We start from the raw sequence: 15610 nt of genomic DNA, 5'->3' as shown, positions 1-15610 counted from the left end.
CATACGCGTTGGCGGCGGCGGGGGCGGCGACGGCGAGCGCGACGAGAGAGGCGCGAAGCAAATGCTTGTTCATAGAGGCTCCAGGAATCAGTCAAAATTTATGGGCGGAATGTTAAAGCGCTGTCGAGCGGCGACTTTGACTCAGCTCAATAAAATCGCTGGGAACCCCCGTTCTCCTCATGTATCTGGCAATTCGTAGACAAAAATCTTGTCTGCCTGCATCTGATAACCCGCTTCTGCCAACTCGCTCGTGGACGACTTGGCCTGCATCGGTCCTTCGATCCAGTACGGCTGATACAGCTCATCGACCTTCACACCCAGCTCACTCGTGACATGCACGATCTGGTTCGCCGGCGGCGGCGGCACATGGATGCAGGCGCCGAAATACGGCACCAGCAAAAACTCAATCACTCTGCCTTCCTCACTGACCTCCAGCGGGACGATATAGCCCGGCAAACGCACCTGCTTGCCATCCAGTGCCTTGACCACCGGCGCATGCGGGGCCAGTTGGGCGGCCGCAGGCGCCTGTTCCATCGCCAATGCATCGGACATTTTCGACAAATCGTGCATAGGTGTGGTCACCGGCTTCACGACAGGTGCATCAGGCGGAATCATCTCGGCCCAGGTCAGTACACGCGGTTCTGCGGCCCACACCGAAGTGCAAACCGAGAACAGCAAAGTGAGTAGCATGCGCCGCATCATGAAGGTCCTCATAAACGAATCGACAGACCATCTGCCAGTGACTGCCTGTAGGCTCGCCAGGCTGGCACGGTTCCCATCAACAGCGCGCAAGCGAGAATGCCACCCAGCAGCTTGAGTTCATATTGGCCAGGTGGCATAGGCGAGAGGGATAAACCGTAAGTATTTATGACGTAATCCTGAGACACGAAGATACCGATATAGAGCAGTGCAACGCCACTGACGACCCCTGCCAGTGCCAATGCGAAAGCTTCGAGTATCAGCAGGCTTGCGATGTGCCAGGGCCTGGCGCCTACCGAGCGCAGAATGGCCATTTCCCTGCGTCGTTCATTAAGACTGGTCAAAATCGCTGTCAACATGCCAATCAGGCCGGTCAACACCACGAACAGTGAAATCACGAACAGTGCTTTTTCAGCGGTGCCCATCAGGCTCCACAGTTCCTGCAAGGCCACGCCCGGCAGAATCGCCAGCATCGGCTCGCCGCGGTATTCGTTGATTTCCCGTTGCAGGCTGAAGGTTGAAATTTTGCTGTTCAAGCCGAGCATGAATGCCGTGATCGCTGTGGGCGTGAGGTCCATGTTACGCGCCTGATCGGCCGAGATTCTTTCATTGCCCCGCGCTGGCGCGCCGTTGTGCCAATCGATATGAATGGCCTCCATGCCGCCCAGGCTGATATGTAGCGTACGGTCGACCGGTGTGCCCGTGGGCTTGATGATACCGACCACCGTGAACGGCTTGTCGTCATGTTTGACCAGGCTGATTGTCGCCACGCCATGAGACAGCACCAGCTTGTCGCCCAGTTTGTAATGCAGTGCCTTGGCGACTTCCGAGCCGAGCACGACCTCGAACGGATCAGTCTTGAATTCACGCCCTTCGGCCAGTTCAAGATGTTGCTGGCGGCCGAACTGATAATGCTCGAAGTACGAGGCGTTGGTGCCCATCACCCGATAGCCTCGGTGCGAGTCGCCCAGGGAAATTGGAATCGCCCACTTCACCTGCTTGCTTTGGGAAAAGTGCTCGAAGCTGTCCCAGCGGATGTTGTTGGTGGCGTTGCCGATGCGGAACACTGAATACAGCAGCAGGTTGATCGAGCCGGAGCGCGCACCGACGATCAGGTCCGTGCCGCTGATGGTGCTGGCGAAGCTGGCACGCGCCTCGGTGCGCACGCGCTCCACGGCCAGCAGCAGGCAGACCGACAGCGCGATGGCGAAGGCGGTGAGAAACGCGGTGAAGCGGCGGTTGGCCAGGCTGGCGATGGCCAGACGAAACAGATACATCTCAAACCTCCACGGCAACGGCGGCGCGATTCAGATCGCTTAGCGACAGGTTGCGATCAAACAGCGGTGCAAGACTCTGGTCGTGGCTGACGAACAGCAAACTTGCACCGGCTTCGCGGCATTCGGCGAACAGCAGGCGGATGAACGCTTCACGCGAGTCGGCGTCCAGCGCGGACGTCGGCTCGTCTGCAATGACCAGCTCCGGCTGGCCGATCAATGCGCGGGCCGCCGCGACACGTTGTTGCTGGCCGATGGACAGCGAATCGGCGCGTCGGATCAGCATGGCCGGGTCTTTCAGACCCAGATGAGTCAGCAGAGTGGTCGTCGCTTTTTCAACACTGCCATGGCGCTGTTTCGCACGCTCGGCGCGTACCCTGGAGAAGTGACAGGGCAGCTCGATGTTCTCGCGCACCGACAGAAACGGCAGCAGGTTGAACTGCTGAAAAATGTAGCCGGTATGGTCCACGCGAAAACGATCTCGTGCCGCAGCCGAAAGGCCCGACAGCTCCTGCCCCAGCAAGCGGATGCTGCCGCGGGTGGGTGTCTGTACGCCGCCCAGAAGTCCCAGCAACGTGGTCTTGCCACTGCCGCTCGGACCTTTGAGAAACAGGGTTTCGCCAGTCTTCAGTTGAAATTCGGGGATGTCCAGAAGCTGCGGCTGCCCCGGCCAGTTGAAGCTCAGGTCGGACAGTTCGATCAGTGCTTGGGTCATGGTCTGACTCACGCTCGGTTGAAAATTAAAAGACCGGGCCAGGCCCGGTCATTGTGCCGCATGGGGCTATCAGAATTTCAGCGTTGGGTTCGCTGCAATCACTTCCGCGCCCGACTGGCCGCTTGGCGAGATCAGTTGTACCTGAAGCTTCTTGGTATCGGGGAATGTTTTGAAGATCTGCGACAGGTCCAGCTTTTTCAAAATGGCTGGCGCATCACAGACGAATTTGTAGGTGCCATGAATTTCGCTGTGTTCGTGATGGTCCGCATCGCCGTCTTTGGCGTGCTCTTCGTGATCGTCATCCTTGTCGCCGAACAGCGGGCTTTCCAGTTTGACCGAGGTGGCCGAGCAGTTGGCGGCATCGGCAATGCTGAACAGCGCATTGGGCTTGAGCAGCAATTCACGAGCCTTGGCGATCTTGGCCTTGTCTTCAGCGGACGTCGCTTCGTGCTCGAAACCGACGATGTTCATGGCCGGGCTGTCGAATTCGAACTCCAGTGTCTTGCCTTCCAGCACCACGTCCAGACGCCCGACACCGTGTTCATGAGCGCCCAGGCTGCCGTGTTCCGCACCGTGATCATGGTCATGATCGTGTTCTTCAGCCGCGTGGGCGGCGGCGAGTGGCAGCAGGGCGAAGGGCAGGGCGAGTAGCAAACGGCGCATAACGGACTCCGGAGCAACAGTCTTGAGAAAAATCGTTATGTGATCTTATAACAAGACGTCTGCCGAGTGAGGTGTTTTTTCTCGGCTCACGTTGCCCGGCTTGCCGCTCGGAATAGCCGGGTAGCGGATTATTCCTAACCGTTCTCATAGGGCAGGTCGACAGGCTCTACCCTGAAAGAGGTAGCCACTGCTTCGATGCCGGATGCGTCTTCAGTGACTGCAATGCCCCTAAGGACAGGTGACGCATCAAGGACGAAACCTCATGAGAAAACTGCATCCCAACGTTGAAACCCTGCGCGCGATCTATAAGGATCTGACCCGTATTGCCGAATTTGCCGACAGCGATATTGTGCTGCATAAGGCAGACCGAGGCGCCCGCGGCGGGCTTTCCGTGATCATCGGCAAGCGATCCGTGCATAACCATGAACTGGACCTGATCGAGCACACCCGGCAAACCCTGTACATGGATGTCCATGAGATCGTCGCCGACGATCACTTCGGATCGGTGATGGGGTATATGCGCGCGACCTGTGAACGCAAGAAAATCGCCATGCCGTTCTGCGGGCTGTGGCGCTTTCGCGACGGCAAGATTGTCGAGCATTGGGAGAACGTCTACGACGTCAGGGCGTTCGGCAGCTTCATGATGGGCGATGACTCTTTGATGAGCCGTTGGCTGTGCGACTGAGCGTGGGAATGCGCGCCCACGTGTGGGAGCATGTGCACCTGACTGTCAGCAGGTACACATCATGTTGCGTATTCGTGGAACCGTAGGCCAATGGCCAGTGGATTTGACCCTGGAACTGGACGAAGGCGACTGGGCTCAACTGGGCGCGCAGTTGAAGGCGTCAGCGCCTGAAGCGGCGGCAGCCGTCGAGAGCAGGCCGATCAATCAGGACGATAAAACCTGGCAGGTCGCGCAGGACCTTCTGCAAAAGGCCGGGCAGATGAGTGGGCCGGATCTGCTGGCGCAACTGGAAGGCGTGGCGGGTAGTACGACGGCCGGTAAACGCTTGTTGGTGCGCCTGCGTCATTGCGCCAGTGTGAAGGTGGAGAGCGGGGCGGATGCGCCGTTGTACAGTTGGGTCGCTGCGAGCTGACATAAACCTGGCCGGCTCTGGCATCCTTTGGATACCAGAGCCGGAACAGGCTTAGTACAGCGCCGCGAACAGCTTGCGACGGTACATGGTGACCAATGGATGGTCGTTGCCCAGCAGGTCGAACACTTGCAGCAACGTTTTGTGCGGCAGGCCTTCAGCGTAATTGCGATTGCGGATGAACAGCTTGAGCAGCCCGTCCAGCGCCGCTTCGTACTGCTGACGTGACAGCTGCTGGATAGCCAGTTGATGGGACGCTTCGTCGTCTTGGGGGTTCTGCGCCAGACGGCTTTTCAGCTCGGCGGCATCCGGCAGGGTTGCTGCTTCGGCAAGAAAGGTCAGCTGCGCCTTGGCTCCCGCCAGTTCGGCCTTGTGGGCATCGCCCTTGACCGCGTCGAGCACCTGACCCGCTTCACTCAGCTCGCCACGTTCTGCCAGGCAGCGCGCGTACAAAATCAGCGCCGCCGCGTTGGTGTTGTCTTCGCCCAAGACGACCTTGAGCATGGCTTCAGCGTCGGCAAAGCGGCTTTCTGCGAACAGTTCCTGCGCCTGCTTGAGTGGGTCGGCAGCAGGCGGCGGTGGCATGACTACATGCTGCTCAAGCATCTTGCGAACTTCCGATTCCGGCTGGGCACCGGCAAAACCGTCCACCGGCTGGCCGTCCTTGAACAGCACCACCGTCGGCAAGCTGCGGATGCCGAAGCGGGCGACGATGTCCGGCTCCACGTCACAGTTGACTTTGGCCAGCAGCAATTCGCCCTCATAGCTCTCGGTGATCTGCTGCAGCAGCGGCATCAGCACTTTGCACGGGGCGCACCACTCGGCCCAGAAATCGACCAGCACGGGTTGGTCGAACGATTTGTCGATCACCTGTTGATCGAACGTCGCCGTGGTGGCATCGAAGATGTAAGCAGTGTCCTGGCTCATTGTGCGTCTCGGAGAATCTGAATGCCGCCAACTATAAAGCGCGCAGGAGAATGCTGAAAGGGATGTCTCTGTGAGCATGGCTCAGGTGGCGCACCCATCTTGTGCCCTGGGAGGCCCCACCACGTCTGTGACGTATCGCTGTCGCGCAGCAAACTCAGTGGGAGCGGTGAGTGCTGTTTACATGCGAACGGCGTGATACAGGCTCACATCCCGAAACTCGTGCGGCTCGGCCAGATCGGGCAGGGTCAGCGCGTGCAGCATTCCAAGGCGTTGGTAAGCAGGATGCTGAAAATCCCGAACTCTGGAGTCCGCCACCAGCGCTTCACGACCCCGGCTCAGGAAGTGGTCGAGCAATGGCAGGTTGGCGCGGTCATAGAGCACATCGGCGACCAGAATCAGGTCGAAACGATCAGCCTCGGCGAAGAAGTCCGTCGAATAGCTCAGTTGCACCTCATTGAGGGCGGCGTTGGCCTTGCACGCGGCTATCGCGACAGAATCAAGATCACACGCCACGACCTCAAGCGCACCGGCGCGAGCGGCCGCAATGCCCGCGACGCCTGAACCCGCGCCAAAGTCCAGCACGCGCTTGCCCTTCACCCACTGAGGCTGTTCGGCCAGAAAGCGTGCCAGCGCCAGCCCGCTGGCCCAGCAGAAGCTCCAGTAAGGCGGCTCTTCCAGAATGCGGCGGGTTTCATCGGGGCTGAACGCGCGGTCCATGTTGTCAGCGTCGATCAGCCAGAGCTTCAGCGTGGTCTGCGGCAGCGTTGTCACGACCAGTCGGGCATCGCCAAGCAGTTCGTGCAGCGCCTGCTGAAGGTGTGGCGGGGCGATCATGGCGCCTTGACGAATTGCAACTGCCCCAGTGCCTGAGTGGTGGCTTGCTGAATGCGCATTGACGGTAGATGCAAAATTAACTGACCCGACTTGCTGGCCCGGCCACGCAGTTCGACACGGCCGTCCACTGGAAAGGCTTCCGGGTTGAAACGCAGCTGGAAGGGCAGCGACTGACCGTTGCCTTGCAGCTTGGTGCTGGTCAACAGTTTTTGCGGACGATTGCGTTCATCGACCACCAGCATGGCCAGTTCGACTTCGGCACCGGCGGGTACGCCGAGCAGTTGACCACTCAATTCGCGCTGATAAGGCTGCAGAGGACCAGGGCCGGTCGGCAGCGTGATTGCAGGCGCAACGGGCTTGGCCGGGACCGGTTTGGGTGCGTCATTGCTGCTGCACGCGGCCAGCAAACCGAGCAGTCCGAGCAGAAAAAGGGGGCGTAGCGTCATCAGGAGCTCCACAAGACAAAAAACGAAAGGCTGTACGACGCCGGATACCGATGCAGTATTACCGAGCTCGGGCAATTTCACATCACGATGTTGCGCGTCTATATACCGTAAACCCCAAGCCTTGTCTTGCCAGCGGGATGCGCTAACATGGCGCTCCCCATTCTTTTGTTGCCTGCCACCATGCACTGTCCCTTCTGCGGTGCCAATGACACCAAAGTCATCGACTCCCGCCTAGTCGCCGAAGGCGAACAAGTACGCCGCCGTCGCGAGTGCCTGGCCTGTGGCGAACGGTTCACCACGTTCGAAACCGCCGAGCTGGTGTTGCCGCGCCTGATCAAGACCGACGGCAGCCGCCAGCCCTTCGATGAAGAGAAGCTGCGCGCGGGCATGCAACGCGCGCTTGAAAAGCGTCCGGTCAGTGTCGAACGCCTCGAAGCGGCGCTGGCGCACATCAAGCACAAGCTGCGGGCCACGGGGGAGCGTGAAGTCAAATCCCTGGTGGTCGGCGAGTTGGTCATGGCCGAGCTGCAAAAGCTCGACGAAGTAGCCTATATCCGGTTTGCTTCGGTTTACCGGCGCTTTCAGGACCTCAATGAATTCCGTGAAGAAATCGATCGCCTGGCCCGTGAGCCAGGCAAGGAATGAGTGCATTGCTGACTGAACAGGCTGCTCTGGACGTTCATTACATGGCCCGGGCGCTGGAATTGGCTCGCAAGGGTTTGTATTCCACACACCCCAATCCCCGGGTTGGCTGCGTCATCGTGCGCGACGGGCAGATTGTCGGCGAAGGCTGGCATGCCCGTGCAGGCGAGCCCCACGCCGAAGTCCATGCGCTGCATCAGGCAGGAGAGCAGGCCAGGGGCGCAACCGCCTACGTTACCCTTGAGCCGTGCAGCCATCACGGCCGAACCCCGCCCTGCGCCGATGCCTTGGTCAATGCGGGGGTGGCGCGGGTCGTGGCTTCCATGCAGGATCCCAACCCTGAAGTCGCCGGTCGCGGCTTGCTGCGATTGATGACTGCCGGCATCGCGGTTCAATGCGGCGTGCTTGAAGCCGAAGCGCGAGCGTTGAACAAGGGCTTCATCAAGCGCATGGAAATCGGTTTGCCGTACGTACGGGTCAAGCTGGCCATGAGTCTGGACGGTCGAACGGCGATGGCTAGTGGCGAAAGCCAGTGGATCACCGGTCCCGAAGCCCGCTCGGCTGTTCAGCGTCTGCGGGCCCAATCGAGCGTGGTGCTGACTGGCGCCGATACCGTGCTGGCTGACAAGGCCCGTCTGACCGTGCGGCCGGACGAGTTGGGCTTGAGTGCCGAACTGAGTGCGTTGGCCGCTGCCCGCCCGCCACTGCGGGTATTGGTCGACGGTCGCCTGCGTGTGCCGCTGGACGCGCCTTTCTTCCAGGCAGGCAGCGCGCTGGTCGCCACGTGCGCCGCTGCGTCGGCCCGTGGCCGTTATCACGACGAAGGCCACGAAATTGTGGCGATGGCTGACAGCGCAGGTCATGTGGATTTGCGCAAGCTGCTCACTGAACTGGGCACACGCGGCGTCAACGAAGTGCTGGTTGAAGCTGGCCCGCGACTGGCGGGCGCCTTCACGCGTATGGGACTGGTCGACGAGTTTCAACTCTTCATCGCCGGCAAGTTCCTGGGCTCCTCTGCGCGGCCGCTGCTGGATCTGCCGTTGGCGCAGATGAGCGAAGCGCTGGAGCTGAACATTGTAGAAATGCGCGCTGTGGGAAATGACTGGAGAGTCATTGCTCTCCCTGTTGCCGTACCCGGCGTATAATTCCCGACTTTCGCTAAGCGCGAAGCCCTTGTTCTCCAGGAGGACTCATGTTTACCGGCATCATCGCTTCCATCGGCAGCATTCGCGCCCTGACCCCTAAAGGCGGCGATGTCCGCGTTTATGTCGAAACCGGCAAGCTCGACCTGAGCGACGTCCAGTTGGGCGACAGCATCGCGGTCAACGGCGTGTGTCTGACCGCCGTTGAATTGCCTGGCGACGGCTTCTGGGCCGATGTCAGCCGCGAAACCCTCACCGTCACCGCGTTTGTCGACCTCAAGTCCGGCAGCCGCGTGAATCTCGAAAAGGCCCTCACGCCAACCTCGCGTCTGGGCGGCCATCTGGTCAGCGGCCATGTCGACGGCGTGGGCGAGATCGTCTCGCGTGAAGATAACGCCCGCGCCATTCAGTTTCGTGTACGCGCCCCCCGGGAGCTCGCCAAGTACATCGCCCATAAGGGGTCGATCACGGTCGATGGCACCAGCCTGACCGTCAATTCGGTCAACGGCGCCGAGTTCGAACTGACCATCGTCCCGCACACGCTGAGCGAAACCATCATGTCCGACTACCGCCCTGGCCGTAAGGTCAATCTGGAAGTCGACCTGCTGGCGCGCTATCTGGAGCGTCTGCTGCTGGGCGACAAGGCCGCAGAGCCGGGTCACGGGAGCATCACCGAAAGCTTTTTGGCCGAGAACGGCTACCTCAAATCCTGAATTGATTGAAGGGGGTGCCGAGTGGCGCTCAACAGTATCGAAGAACTGGTAGAAGACATTCGCCAGGGCAAGATGGTTATCCTGATGGATGACGAAGACCGCGAGAACGAAGGCGACCTGATCATGGCCGCCGAGTGCGTGAAGGCTGAGCACATCAACTTCATGGCGCGTTTTGCCCGAGGCCTGATCTGCATGCCGATGACCCGTGAGCGCTGCGAAGCCCTGAAGCTGCCGCTGATGGCGCCGCGCAACGGTTCTGGTTTCGGCACCAAGTTCACGGTGTCCATCGAAGCCGCCGAAGGCGTCACCACCGGCATTTCCGCAGCAGACCGTGCGCGTACTGTGCAAGCCGCCGCCGCCAAAGACGCCAAGGCCGACGACATCGTCAGCCCCGGTCATATCTTCCCGTTGATGGCCCAGGCGGGCGGTACGCTGGCCCGTGCCGGTCATACCGAAGCTGCGTGCGACCTTGCGCGGATGGCCGGTTTCGAACCGAGCGGCCTGATCTGCGAAGTGATGAACGACGACGGCACCATGTCGCGTCGTGCAGAACTGGAGGCATTTGCCCTCGAACACGACATCAAGATCGGCACCATCGCCGACCTGATTCACTATCGAATGATCCACGAGCGTACCGTTCAGCGGATTGCCGAGCAGCCAATGGACAGCGAACTGGGTCATTTCAACCTGGTGACCTACCGTGATTCGGTCGAAGGTGATGTCCACCTGGCGCTGACACTGGGCAAGATCTGCGCTGAAGAACCCACGCTGGTACGTGTACACAACATGGACCCGTTGCGCGACCTGCTGATGGTCAAGCAGCCGGGCCGCTGGAGCTTGAGAGCCGCCATGAGCGCGGTCTCCAAGGCAGGCAGCGGTGTGGTTCTGTTGCTGGGCCATCCATTGGATGGCGACGTGGTGCTGGCTCATATCCGCGAAACGGCGGGGCAGCAGCCGATCAAGACGCCGACGACCTACAGCACTGTCGGCGCGGGTTCGCAGATCCTTCGAGACCTCGGCGTGCGCAAAATGCGCCTGATGAGTTCACCAATGAAGTTCAATGCGATATCCGGTTTCGATCTGGAAGTTGTAGAATACGTGCCCTCCGAATAAATACCGGCAGGTCGATGCACGCGAAAGCCTGTTTTTCGTGTCCATCGGCCTGGCAGTTGTGATTCGTGGCCTAAAATCCTCCAAAGTCCGCCTCAAGGCGGGCTTGCTCTTTAATACGAGACTCACCGAATGACCTTGAAGACCATCGAAGGTACCTTCATCGCCCCCCAAGGCCGCTACGCCTTGGTGGTTGGCCGTTTCAACAGCTTCGTCGTGGAAAGCCTGGTGAGCGGTGCCGTTGATGCGCTGGTACGCCACGGCGTGAGCGAAAGCGACATCACCATCATCCGTGCGCCGGGTGCTTTCGAGATTCCACTGGTTGTGCAAAAAGTGGCGCAACGCAGCGAGTTCGCAGCCATCGTCGCCCTGGGCGCGGTGATTCGTGGCGGCACTCCGCACTTCGAATACGTCGCCGGTGAGTGCGTCAAAGGCCTGTCTCAGGTTTCTATGGAATTCGGTGTTCCGGTCGCCTTCGGTGTATTGACCGTCGATTCGATCGAGCAAGCCATCGAGCGTTCCGGCACCAAGGCTGGCAACAAGGGCGCTGAAGCTGCCTTGTCCGCCATCGAAATGGTCAGTCTGCTGTCGCAGCTGGAGGCCAAGTGATTTCCGACGACACCGATCAGTTCAACCCGCGCGATGCCAAGTCGCCCGAAGCCGCCAAAGGCAAGAGTGCCAAGCGTCGTGAAGCGCGGCAGATGGCGACTCAGGCCCTGTATCAGTGGCACATGGCGGGGCATTCGCTGAACGAAATCGAAGCACAGTTTCGTGTCGACAACGATTTCAGCAATGTCGATGGCACCTACTTCCGTGAGCTGCTGCACGGCGTGGCCACCCACAAGACCGAGATCGACACCGCGCTGTCGCCTTGCCTGGACCTGACCATCGAAGAACTCGATCCGGTCGAGCTGGCGGTTCTGCGCCTGTCCACCTTCGAATTGCTCAAGCGTATCGACGTGCCTTACCGCGTTGTGATCAACGAAGGCATCGAACTGGCAAAAGTGTACGGTTCCACTGACGGCCACAAGTTCGTCAATGGCGTGCTGGACAAGCTGGCACCGCGCCTGCGTGAAGTCGAAGTGAAGGCTCACAAGCGCTGATCGGCGCCTGACCTTCATGGGCGAGTTCGAGCTGATCCGTCATTACTTCGCTGCTGCGCCCTGTGCGCAGGCGAGCGAAGATGTGGTATTGGGCATCGGCGACGACTGCGCGCTGCTCGCGTTGCCGCCTGGCGAGCAGATGGCGATCTCCACCGACACCCTGGTTGCCGGGGTGCACTTTCCAGAAGTCTGCGATCCGTTTCTGCTTGGACAGCGTGCGCTGGCGGTGTCTGCCAGTGATCTGGCGGCAATGGGCGCACGTCCTGTCGGCTTCACCTTGGCGTTAACCTTACCGAATGTCGAGATCGACTGGCTTGAAGCGTTTGCCTTCGGGCTGAGCCGGATGGCGCAGCATTGCTCGTTGAGCCTGATTGGCGGCGACACCACCCGTGGGCCGCTTAGCCTGACCCTGACGGTGTTCGGCGGCGTACCTGCCGGACAGGCGCTGACACGCAGTGGCGCACGGGAAGGTGACCTGCTGTGTGTCGGTGGCGCGCTGGGTGACGCTGCGGGCGCCTTGCCGTTGGTGTTGGGTGAGCGCAGCATTGAGCCCGCCTTGGGTGAACCGTTGCTGGAGCGCTATTGGTCGCCCCAGCCCCAGTTGGCATTCGGTCAAGCGCTGCGTGGCAAGGCGACGTCTGCGCTGGACATCTCCGATGGCCTGCTCGCCGACTGTGGACACATTGCCAAGGCGTCGGGCGTTCGGCTGCTGATCGAGGGTGACACGCTACCGATGTCCGCCGAACTGCGGACTTTTCTCGATACCCAGGCCGCTCTGCAGGCGGCCCTCAGTGGCGGTGACGATTACGTGCTGGCGTTCACGCTGCCGCCCGTGCATCTGGCAGGGTTGCTCGATGCCGGATGGCCGGTGCATGTTATCGGTCGAGTCGTGGCGGGGCAGGGCGTTGCGCTGATCGATGGCGACGGACAGGACGTCACGCCCGCAACCCGCGGCTATCAGCATTTCCGGGGTGGGTCGTGAATCTCCCGCCCGTTTGGGGTTCGATCGGGTTCTATCGATCGAACTTTACGATCTGAATGCCCGAGAATTCAGCCTAAGCGTCTGCAGGAACCTGCTGTTACAATGCAAATCTTGCGAATTTCCAGTCTTCATACTGATTAGGAGCACACGGTGCCCGTCGTATTTGTCGCCGCTTCCAAACTGCCCACACCTTTTGCAGAATTTGCCATGCACGGCTTTATCGAGTCGGCAACCGGGCGTGAACACGTTGTCCTGAGTCTGGGGGACGTTGCAGATGGCGCCCCTGTTCTGGGTCGTGTTCATTCCGAATGCCTGACCGGCGATGCCTTGTTCAGCCAGCGTTGCGATTGTGGTTCTCAGCTTGAAGCCGCCATGCGCGCCATTGCCACAGAAGGCCGTGGTGTTTTGCTTTATCTGCGTCAGGAAGGTCGTGGTATCGGCCTGATGAACAAGATCCGCGCCTACGAGCTGCAGGATGGGGGTGCCGACACCGTTGAAGCCAACGAGCGTCTGGGGTTCGCCGCCGATCAGCGCGACTATGCGATTTGCCTGCCGATGCTCCAGCACCTGGGTGTCGAGTCGTTGCGTTTAATGACCAACAACCCGCGCAAGGTGAAAGCCTTGACCGACATGGGCATCAAGGTCGCCGAGCGCGTGCCGCTGCACACGGGTCAGAATCCACACAACAAGCTGTACCTGGCCACCAAGGCCGGCAAGCTGGGCCATATGATGGGCAACGAGCACCAGAGTGAGGTTGGGCCGGCTTGACGCGCAGTCAGGTTCGCCAGCGACTGGCGATGGCATGGTGGCGCCAGCTCGGCCTCACCCTCGCGCCGTTGCTGGTCGTCTGCCTGTTTTTCGGCAGCAACGAACCGATGATGACCGTGCTGGCCCTGCCGCTGTTCATCGCGGGTGTGGGCTCGATGTTCGTCAGCCTCAAGCCATTTGGCGCTTACAAGCGTGCCTTGGTCACCACTCAAGCCGCACTCGACACCCCTCAGGAGCCCGCAGCCTGGCTTCACCTTGCTGCCGTTCGACGTCTGGCCTTCCTCTACGCCGGGCTTCCCGCCTGGACAGCCGCCATTGCCGTGCTCTTCGGCCTGCATCCTTTGCCTGTCTGCCTGCTGGCGCTTTCGAGCGTGGTGTTGCTGTACCTGTACCGGATTCCGCGACAGTTAGGCTGACGGCAGTTGTTGAGGTTGTGCCTACGCTCCGCCTCGACACTGATTGCGCCCATACTCTACGTGGACATGCATCCAATCTTCACGCGGACACAAAAAAAGCGCTCGATGAGCGCTTTCAATGTGTTCGCGTCAATCAACCCATCAGCACCAGCCGCTGGTTGATCGCCGCTTCGATCCCTGCGGCATCCAGCCCACACTCGGCCAGCATTTGCGCAGGTTTGGCATGTTCGACGTACATATCCGGCAAGCCGATATGCAACACGGATTTGAGGATGTTCTCCCACGCCAAAAACTCACTGACCGCCGCGCCCGCGCCACCCATGATCGCGTTTTCTTCGAGCGTGACCAGTAACTCGTGATTGGCTGCTGTTTCTCGGACCAACGCCTCATCCAGCGGTTTGACGAAGCGCATGTCGATGACCGTCGCGTCCAGCTTCTGCGCGACGACCATTGCTTCGGCCAGTTGCACGCCAAACACCAGAATCGCAACGCCCTGACCCTGACGGCGCACGACACCCTTGCCGATCTCGATAGGCTCAAGGTTTTTGTCGATGACAGCGTTAGGGCCCGTTCCACGCGGATAGCGCACTGCGGCGGGGCCGTTGTGCAGGTAGCCGGTGCTGAGCATCTTGCGCAGTTCGTTCTCGTCGCTCGGCGTCATCACCACCATGCCGGGGATGCAACGCAGGTAAGACAGGTCGAAGCTGCCCGCATGCGTTGGGCCGTCTTCGCCTACCAGACCTGCGCGGTCGATGGCGAACAATACGTCGAGGTTTTGCACCGCAACGTCATGCACCAATTGGTCATAGCCGCGTTGCAGGAAGGTGGAGTAGATCGCGACCACCGGCTTGCTGCCTTCACAGGCCATGCCTGCGGCCAGCGTGACGGCGTGCTGCTCGGCAATCGCGACGTCGAAGTAGCGCTCAGGGTAGCGCTCGCTGAAATCGACCAGATCCGAGCCTTCTTTCATGGCGGGTGTAATGCCCACCAGCCGTGAATCGGCCTCGGCCATGTCGCACAACCACTGACCGAACACACCGGAATACTTGGGGCCGCTGATCTTTTTCGGAATCGCGACAGGGGCATTCAGCGGTTCGAGCTTGGTGATCGCGTGATAGCCGATCGGGTCTACCTCCGCAGGGCCGAAACCTTTGCCTTTCTTGGTGACCACGTGCAGGAACTGTGGACCCTTGAGGTCGCGCATGTTGCGCAACGTGGCGATCAGGGTCGGCAGATCGTGGCCGTCGATAGGCCCGATGTAATTCCAGCCCAGCTCTTCGAACAGCGTGCCGGGGACCAGCATGCCTTTGGCGTATTCTTCGGTGCGGCGGGCGATTTCCCACGCACCGGGGAGGCGCGAAAGCACCTTTTTGCTGCCTTCACGCATGCTGGCGTACGTGCGACTCGAAAGGATCTTGGCCAGATAATTCGACAGCCCGCCGACATTGCGCGAGATCGACATATCGTTGTCGTTGAGAATGACCAGCATGTTTGCGGCCACTTCGGGCGCATGGTTCAGTGCCTCGAACGCCATGCCGGCTGTCAGCGCGCCGTCACCGATCACAGCAATGGACTTGCGGTCGCTGCCCTGAAGGCGTGAGGCAATCGCCATGCCCAAAGCGGCACTGATCGAGGTGCTGGAATGGCCGACGCCAAAGGTGTCGTACTCGCTCTCGCTGCGGCGCGGAAATGCCGCAACACCGTCTTTCTGGCGCAACGTGGACATGCGCGCACGACGGCCGGTCAGGATCTTGTGCGGGTAGGCCTGATGGCCCACGTCCCACACCAGGCGATCATCTGGCGTGTCGAACACGTAATGCAGAGCGATCGTCAGCTCGATCACGCCAAGACCGGCACCAAAATGCCCTCCGGTCTGACCTACGGAGTAGAGCAGTTCCAGGCGCAGTTCATCGGCCAGGGTTTCCAGCTCGGCTTCACCCAGAAGGCGCAGGCCATCCGGTGTATTGGCTCGGTCGAGCAACGGCGTAACCGGGCGCTCGCGGGGAATCTCTTTGAACGTCGTGGGCATCAGGCGAATCGTTATAAGTAAAAGAGGCGGCAGTTTACCTTATGCATCGCAAG

19 protein-coding genes are annotated in these 15610 nt (G+C 60.3%); 11 read left to right on the top strand and 8 right to left on the bottom strand.

Features of this window, described 5'->3' with window-relative positions; translation table 11 throughout:
* Window positions 1–177: 177 nt before the first annotated feature.
* The 4 genes from ALP40_RS20660 to ALP40_RS20645 form a co-directional block, all read right to left on the bottom strand.
* A complete protein-coding gene (locus tag ALP40_RS20660; RefSeq protein WP_122210036.1) occupies window positions 178–702 on the bottom strand; it encodes a DUF3299 domain-containing protein in 525 nt (174 codons plus the stop codon).
* A gap of 8 nt (window positions 703–710) precedes the next feature.
* Entirely contained in the window at window positions 711–1976 is a 1266-nt protein-coding gene (locus ALP40_RS20655; RefSeq protein ID WP_122210035.1) for an ABC transporter permease, read from the bottom strand.
* A 1-nt stretch (window position 1977) separates the two neighbouring features.
* Window positions 1978–2688 carry an ABC transporter ATP-binding protein gene (locus ALP40_RS20650; RefSeq protein WP_122210034.1) on the bottom strand — a complete coding sequence of 237 codons (711 nt, stop codon included), beginning with the start codon at window positions 2686–2688 and terminating at the stop codon, window positions 1978–1980.
* A 69-nt stretch (window positions 2689–2757) separates the two neighbouring features.
* Entirely contained in the window at window positions 2758–3351 is a 594-nt protein-coding gene (locus tag ALP40_RS20645) for a DUF2796 domain-containing protein (RefSeq protein ID WP_122210033.1), read from the bottom strand.
* 262 nt (window positions 3352–3613) lie between these two features.
* Between ALP40_RS20645 and ALP40_RS20640 the strand changes: the two genes are divergently transcribed.
* Together ALP40_RS20640 and ALP40_RS20635 are read left to right on the top strand one after the other, a co-directional pair.
* On the top strand, window positions 3614–4036 hold the full coding sequence (locus ALP40_RS20640) for a nuclear transport factor 2 family protein (protein ID WP_122210032.1): 423 nt from the start codon (window positions 3614–3616) through the stop codon (window positions 4034–4036).
* Window positions 4037–4097: 61 nt separating this feature from the next.
* On the top strand, window positions 4098–4448 hold the full coding sequence (locus ALP40_RS20635) for a hypothetical protein (protein WP_122210031.1): 351 nt from the start codon (window positions 4098–4100) through the stop codon (window positions 4446–4448).
* A gap of 51 nt (window positions 4449–4499) precedes the next feature.
* Here the strand turns inward: ALP40_RS20635 and trxA are convergent, their stop codons facing one another.
* The 3 genes from trxA to ALP40_RS20620 form a co-directional block, all read right to left on the bottom strand.
* A complete protein-coding gene (gene trxA, locus ALP40_RS20630) occupies window positions 4500–5372 on the bottom strand; it encodes a thioredoxin (RefSeq protein WP_122210030.1) in 873 nt (290 codons plus the stop codon).
* A 177-nt stretch (window positions 5373–5549) separates the two neighbouring features.
* Window positions 5550–6206 carry a methyltransferase gene (locus tag ALP40_RS20625; RefSeq protein WP_122210029.1) on the bottom strand — a complete coding sequence of 219 codons (657 nt, stop codon included), beginning with the start codon at window positions 6204–6206 and terminating at the stop codon, window positions 5550–5552.
* Window positions 6203–6652, bottom strand: coding sequence for a YbaY family lipoprotein (locus ALP40_RS20620; RefSeq protein WP_122210028.1), 450 nt, complete (start codon window positions 6650–6652; stop codon window positions 6203–6205). Before ALP40_RS20620 ends, ALP40_RS20625 begins: the two co-directional genes overlap by 4 nt.
* A 180-nt stretch (window positions 6653–6832) precedes the next feature.
* Here ALP40_RS20620 and nrdR point away from each other — a divergent pair, with 180 nt between their 5' ends.
* From nrdR to ALP40_RS20575, 9 genes are all read left to right on the top strand, one after another.
* On the top strand, window positions 6833–7297 hold the full coding sequence (gene nrdR, locus ALP40_RS20615; protein WP_083182360.1) for a transcriptional regulator NrdR: 465 nt from the start codon (window positions 6833–6835) through the stop codon (window positions 7295–7297).
* Window positions 7294–8439 carry a bifunctional diaminohydroxyphosphoribosylaminopyrimidine deaminase/5-amino-6-(5-phosphoribosylamino)uracil reductase RibD gene (gene ribD / locus ALP40_RS20610; protein WP_122210026.1) on the top strand — a complete coding sequence of 382 codons (1146 nt, stop codon included), beginning with the start codon at window positions 7294–7296 and terminating at the stop codon, window positions 8437–8439. The genes nrdR and ribD overlap by 4 nt, the downstream gene beginning before the upstream one ends.
* 47 nt (window positions 8440–8486) lie before the next feature.
* Window positions 8487–9149 (top strand): riboflavin synthase, encoded by a 663-nt coding sequence (locus ALP40_RS20605; RefSeq protein ID WP_122210025.1) that lies wholly within the window; start codon window positions 8487–8489, stop codon window positions 9147–9149.
* A 21-nt stretch (window positions 9150–9170) separates the two neighbouring features.
* Window positions 9171–10262: a bifunctional 3,4-dihydroxy-2-butanone-4-phosphate synthase/GTP cyclohydrolase II gene (gene ribBA / locus ALP40_RS20600; RefSeq protein ID WP_122210024.1), complete on the top strand. Its 1092-nt coding sequence runs from the start codon at window positions 9171–9173 to the stop codon at window positions 10260–10262.
* A gap of 129 nt (window positions 10263–10391) precedes the next feature.
* Window positions 10392–10868, top strand: a complete 477-nt coding sequence (gene ribE / locus ALP40_RS20595; protein ID WP_002555427.1) for a 6,7-dimethyl-8-ribityllumazine synthase — start codon at window positions 10392–10394, stop codon at window positions 10866–10868.
* A complete protein-coding gene (gene nusB, locus ALP40_RS20590) occupies window positions 10865–11362 on the top strand; it encodes a transcription antitermination factor NusB (protein ID WP_122210023.1) in 498 nt (165 codons plus the stop codon). Before ribE ends, nusB begins: the two co-directional genes overlap by 4 nt.
* 16 nt (window positions 11363–11378) lie before the next feature.
* On the top strand, window positions 11379–12344 hold the full coding sequence (gene thiL / locus ALP40_RS20585) for a thiamine-phosphate kinase (protein WP_122210022.1): 966 nt from the start codon (window positions 11379–11381) through the stop codon (window positions 12342–12344).
* A 150-nt stretch (window positions 12345–12494) separates the two neighbouring features.
* Window positions 12495–13112 (top strand): GTP cyclohydrolase II, encoded by a 618-nt coding sequence (ribA, locus tag ALP40_RS20580; protein WP_122210021.1) that lies wholly within the window; start codon window positions 12495–12497, stop codon window positions 13110–13112.
* Window positions 13109–13528, top strand: a complete 420-nt coding sequence (locus tag ALP40_RS20575; protein ID WP_122210020.1) for an MFS transporter — start codon at window positions 13109–13111, stop codon at window positions 13526–13528. The genes ribA and ALP40_RS20575 overlap by 4 nt, the downstream gene beginning before the upstream one ends.
* A 133-nt stretch (window positions 13529–13661) precedes the next feature.
* On the opposite strand, the gene dxs is transcribed toward ALP40_RS20575, so the two are convergent.
* Window positions 13662–15557: a 1-deoxy-D-xylulose-5-phosphate synthase gene (dxs, locus tag ALP40_RS20570; protein WP_122210019.1), complete on the bottom strand. Its 1896-nt coding sequence runs from the start codon at window positions 15555–15557 to the stop codon at window positions 13662–13664.
* Window positions 15558–15610: the final 53 nt, after the last annotated feature.

Origin of the sequence: Pseudomonas viridiflava (genome assembly GCF_003702045.1) — a bacterium.
GTDB lineage: Bacteria > Pseudomonadota > Gammaproteobacteria > Pseudomonadales > Pseudomonadaceae > Aquipseudomonas > Aquipseudomonas viridiflava_C.
The sequence above is the reverse complement of the archived record's forward strand: the minus strand, read 5'-3'. Positions and strand labels throughout refer to the sequence as shown.

What these genes read in the sequence shown, in the direction of transcription:
- dxs (WP_122210019.1), bottom strand. Translation starts at nt 15,557, where the DNA reads ATGCCCACGACGTTCAAAGAGATTCCCCGCGAGCGCCCGGTTACGCCG.
- nrdR (WP_083182360.1), top strand. Translation starts at nt 6,833, where the DNA reads ATGCACTGTCCCTTCTGCGGTGCCAATGACACCAAAGTCATCGACTCC.
- ALP40_RS20635 (WP_122210031.1), top strand. Translation starts at nt 4,098, where the DNA reads ATGTTGCGTATTCGTGGAACCGTAGGCCAATGGCCAGTGGATTTGACC.
- ALP40_RS20605 (WP_122210025.1), top strand. Translation starts at nt 8,487, where the DNA reads ATGTTTACCGGCATCATCGCTTCCATCGGCAGCATTCGCGCCCTGACC.
- ribD (WP_122210026.1), top strand. Translation starts at nt 7,294, where the DNA reads ATGAGTGCATTGCTGACTGAACAGGCTGCTCTGGACGTTCATTACATG.
- ALP40_RS20645 (WP_122210033.1), bottom strand. Translation starts at nt 3,351, where the DNA reads ATGCGCCGTTTGCTACTCGCCCTGCCCTTCGCCCTGCTGCCACTCGCC.
- ALP40_RS20655 (WP_122210035.1), bottom strand. Translation starts at nt 1,976, where the DNA reads ATGTATCTGTTTCGTCTGGCCATCGCCAGCCTGGCCAACCGCCGCTTC.
- trxA (WP_122210030.1), bottom strand. Translation starts at nt 5,372, where the DNA reads ATGAGCCAGGACACTGCTTACATCTTCGATGCCACCACGGCGACGTTC.
- ribE (WP_002555427.1), top strand. Translation starts at nt 10,392, where the DNA reads ATGACCTTGAAGACCATCGAAGGTACCTTCATCGCCCCCCAAGGCCGC.
- ALP40_RS20620 (WP_122210028.1), bottom strand. Translation starts at nt 6,652, where the DNA reads ATGACGCTACGCCCCCTTTTTCTGCTCGGACTGCTCGGTTTGCTGGCC.
- ALP40_RS20640 (WP_122210032.1), top strand. Translation starts at nt 3,614, where the DNA reads ATGAGAAAACTGCATCCCAACGTTGAAACCCTGCGCGCGATCTATAAG.
- ALP40_RS20625 (WP_122210029.1), bottom strand. Translation starts at nt 6,206, where the DNA reads ATGATCGCCCCGCCACACCTTCAGCAGGCGCTGCACGAACTGCTTGGC.
- thiL (WP_122210022.1), top strand. Translation starts at nt 11,379, where the DNA reads ATGGGCGAGTTCGAGCTGATCCGTCATTACTTCGCTGCTGCGCCCTGT.
- ALP40_RS20660 (WP_122210036.1), bottom strand. Translation starts at nt 702, where the DNA reads ATGATGCGGCGCATGCTACTCACTTTGCTGTTCTCGGTTTGCACTTCG.
- ALP40_RS20650 (WP_122210034.1), bottom strand. Translation starts at nt 2,688, where the DNA reads ATGACCCAAGCACTGATCGAACTGTCCGACCTGAGCTTCAACTGGCCG.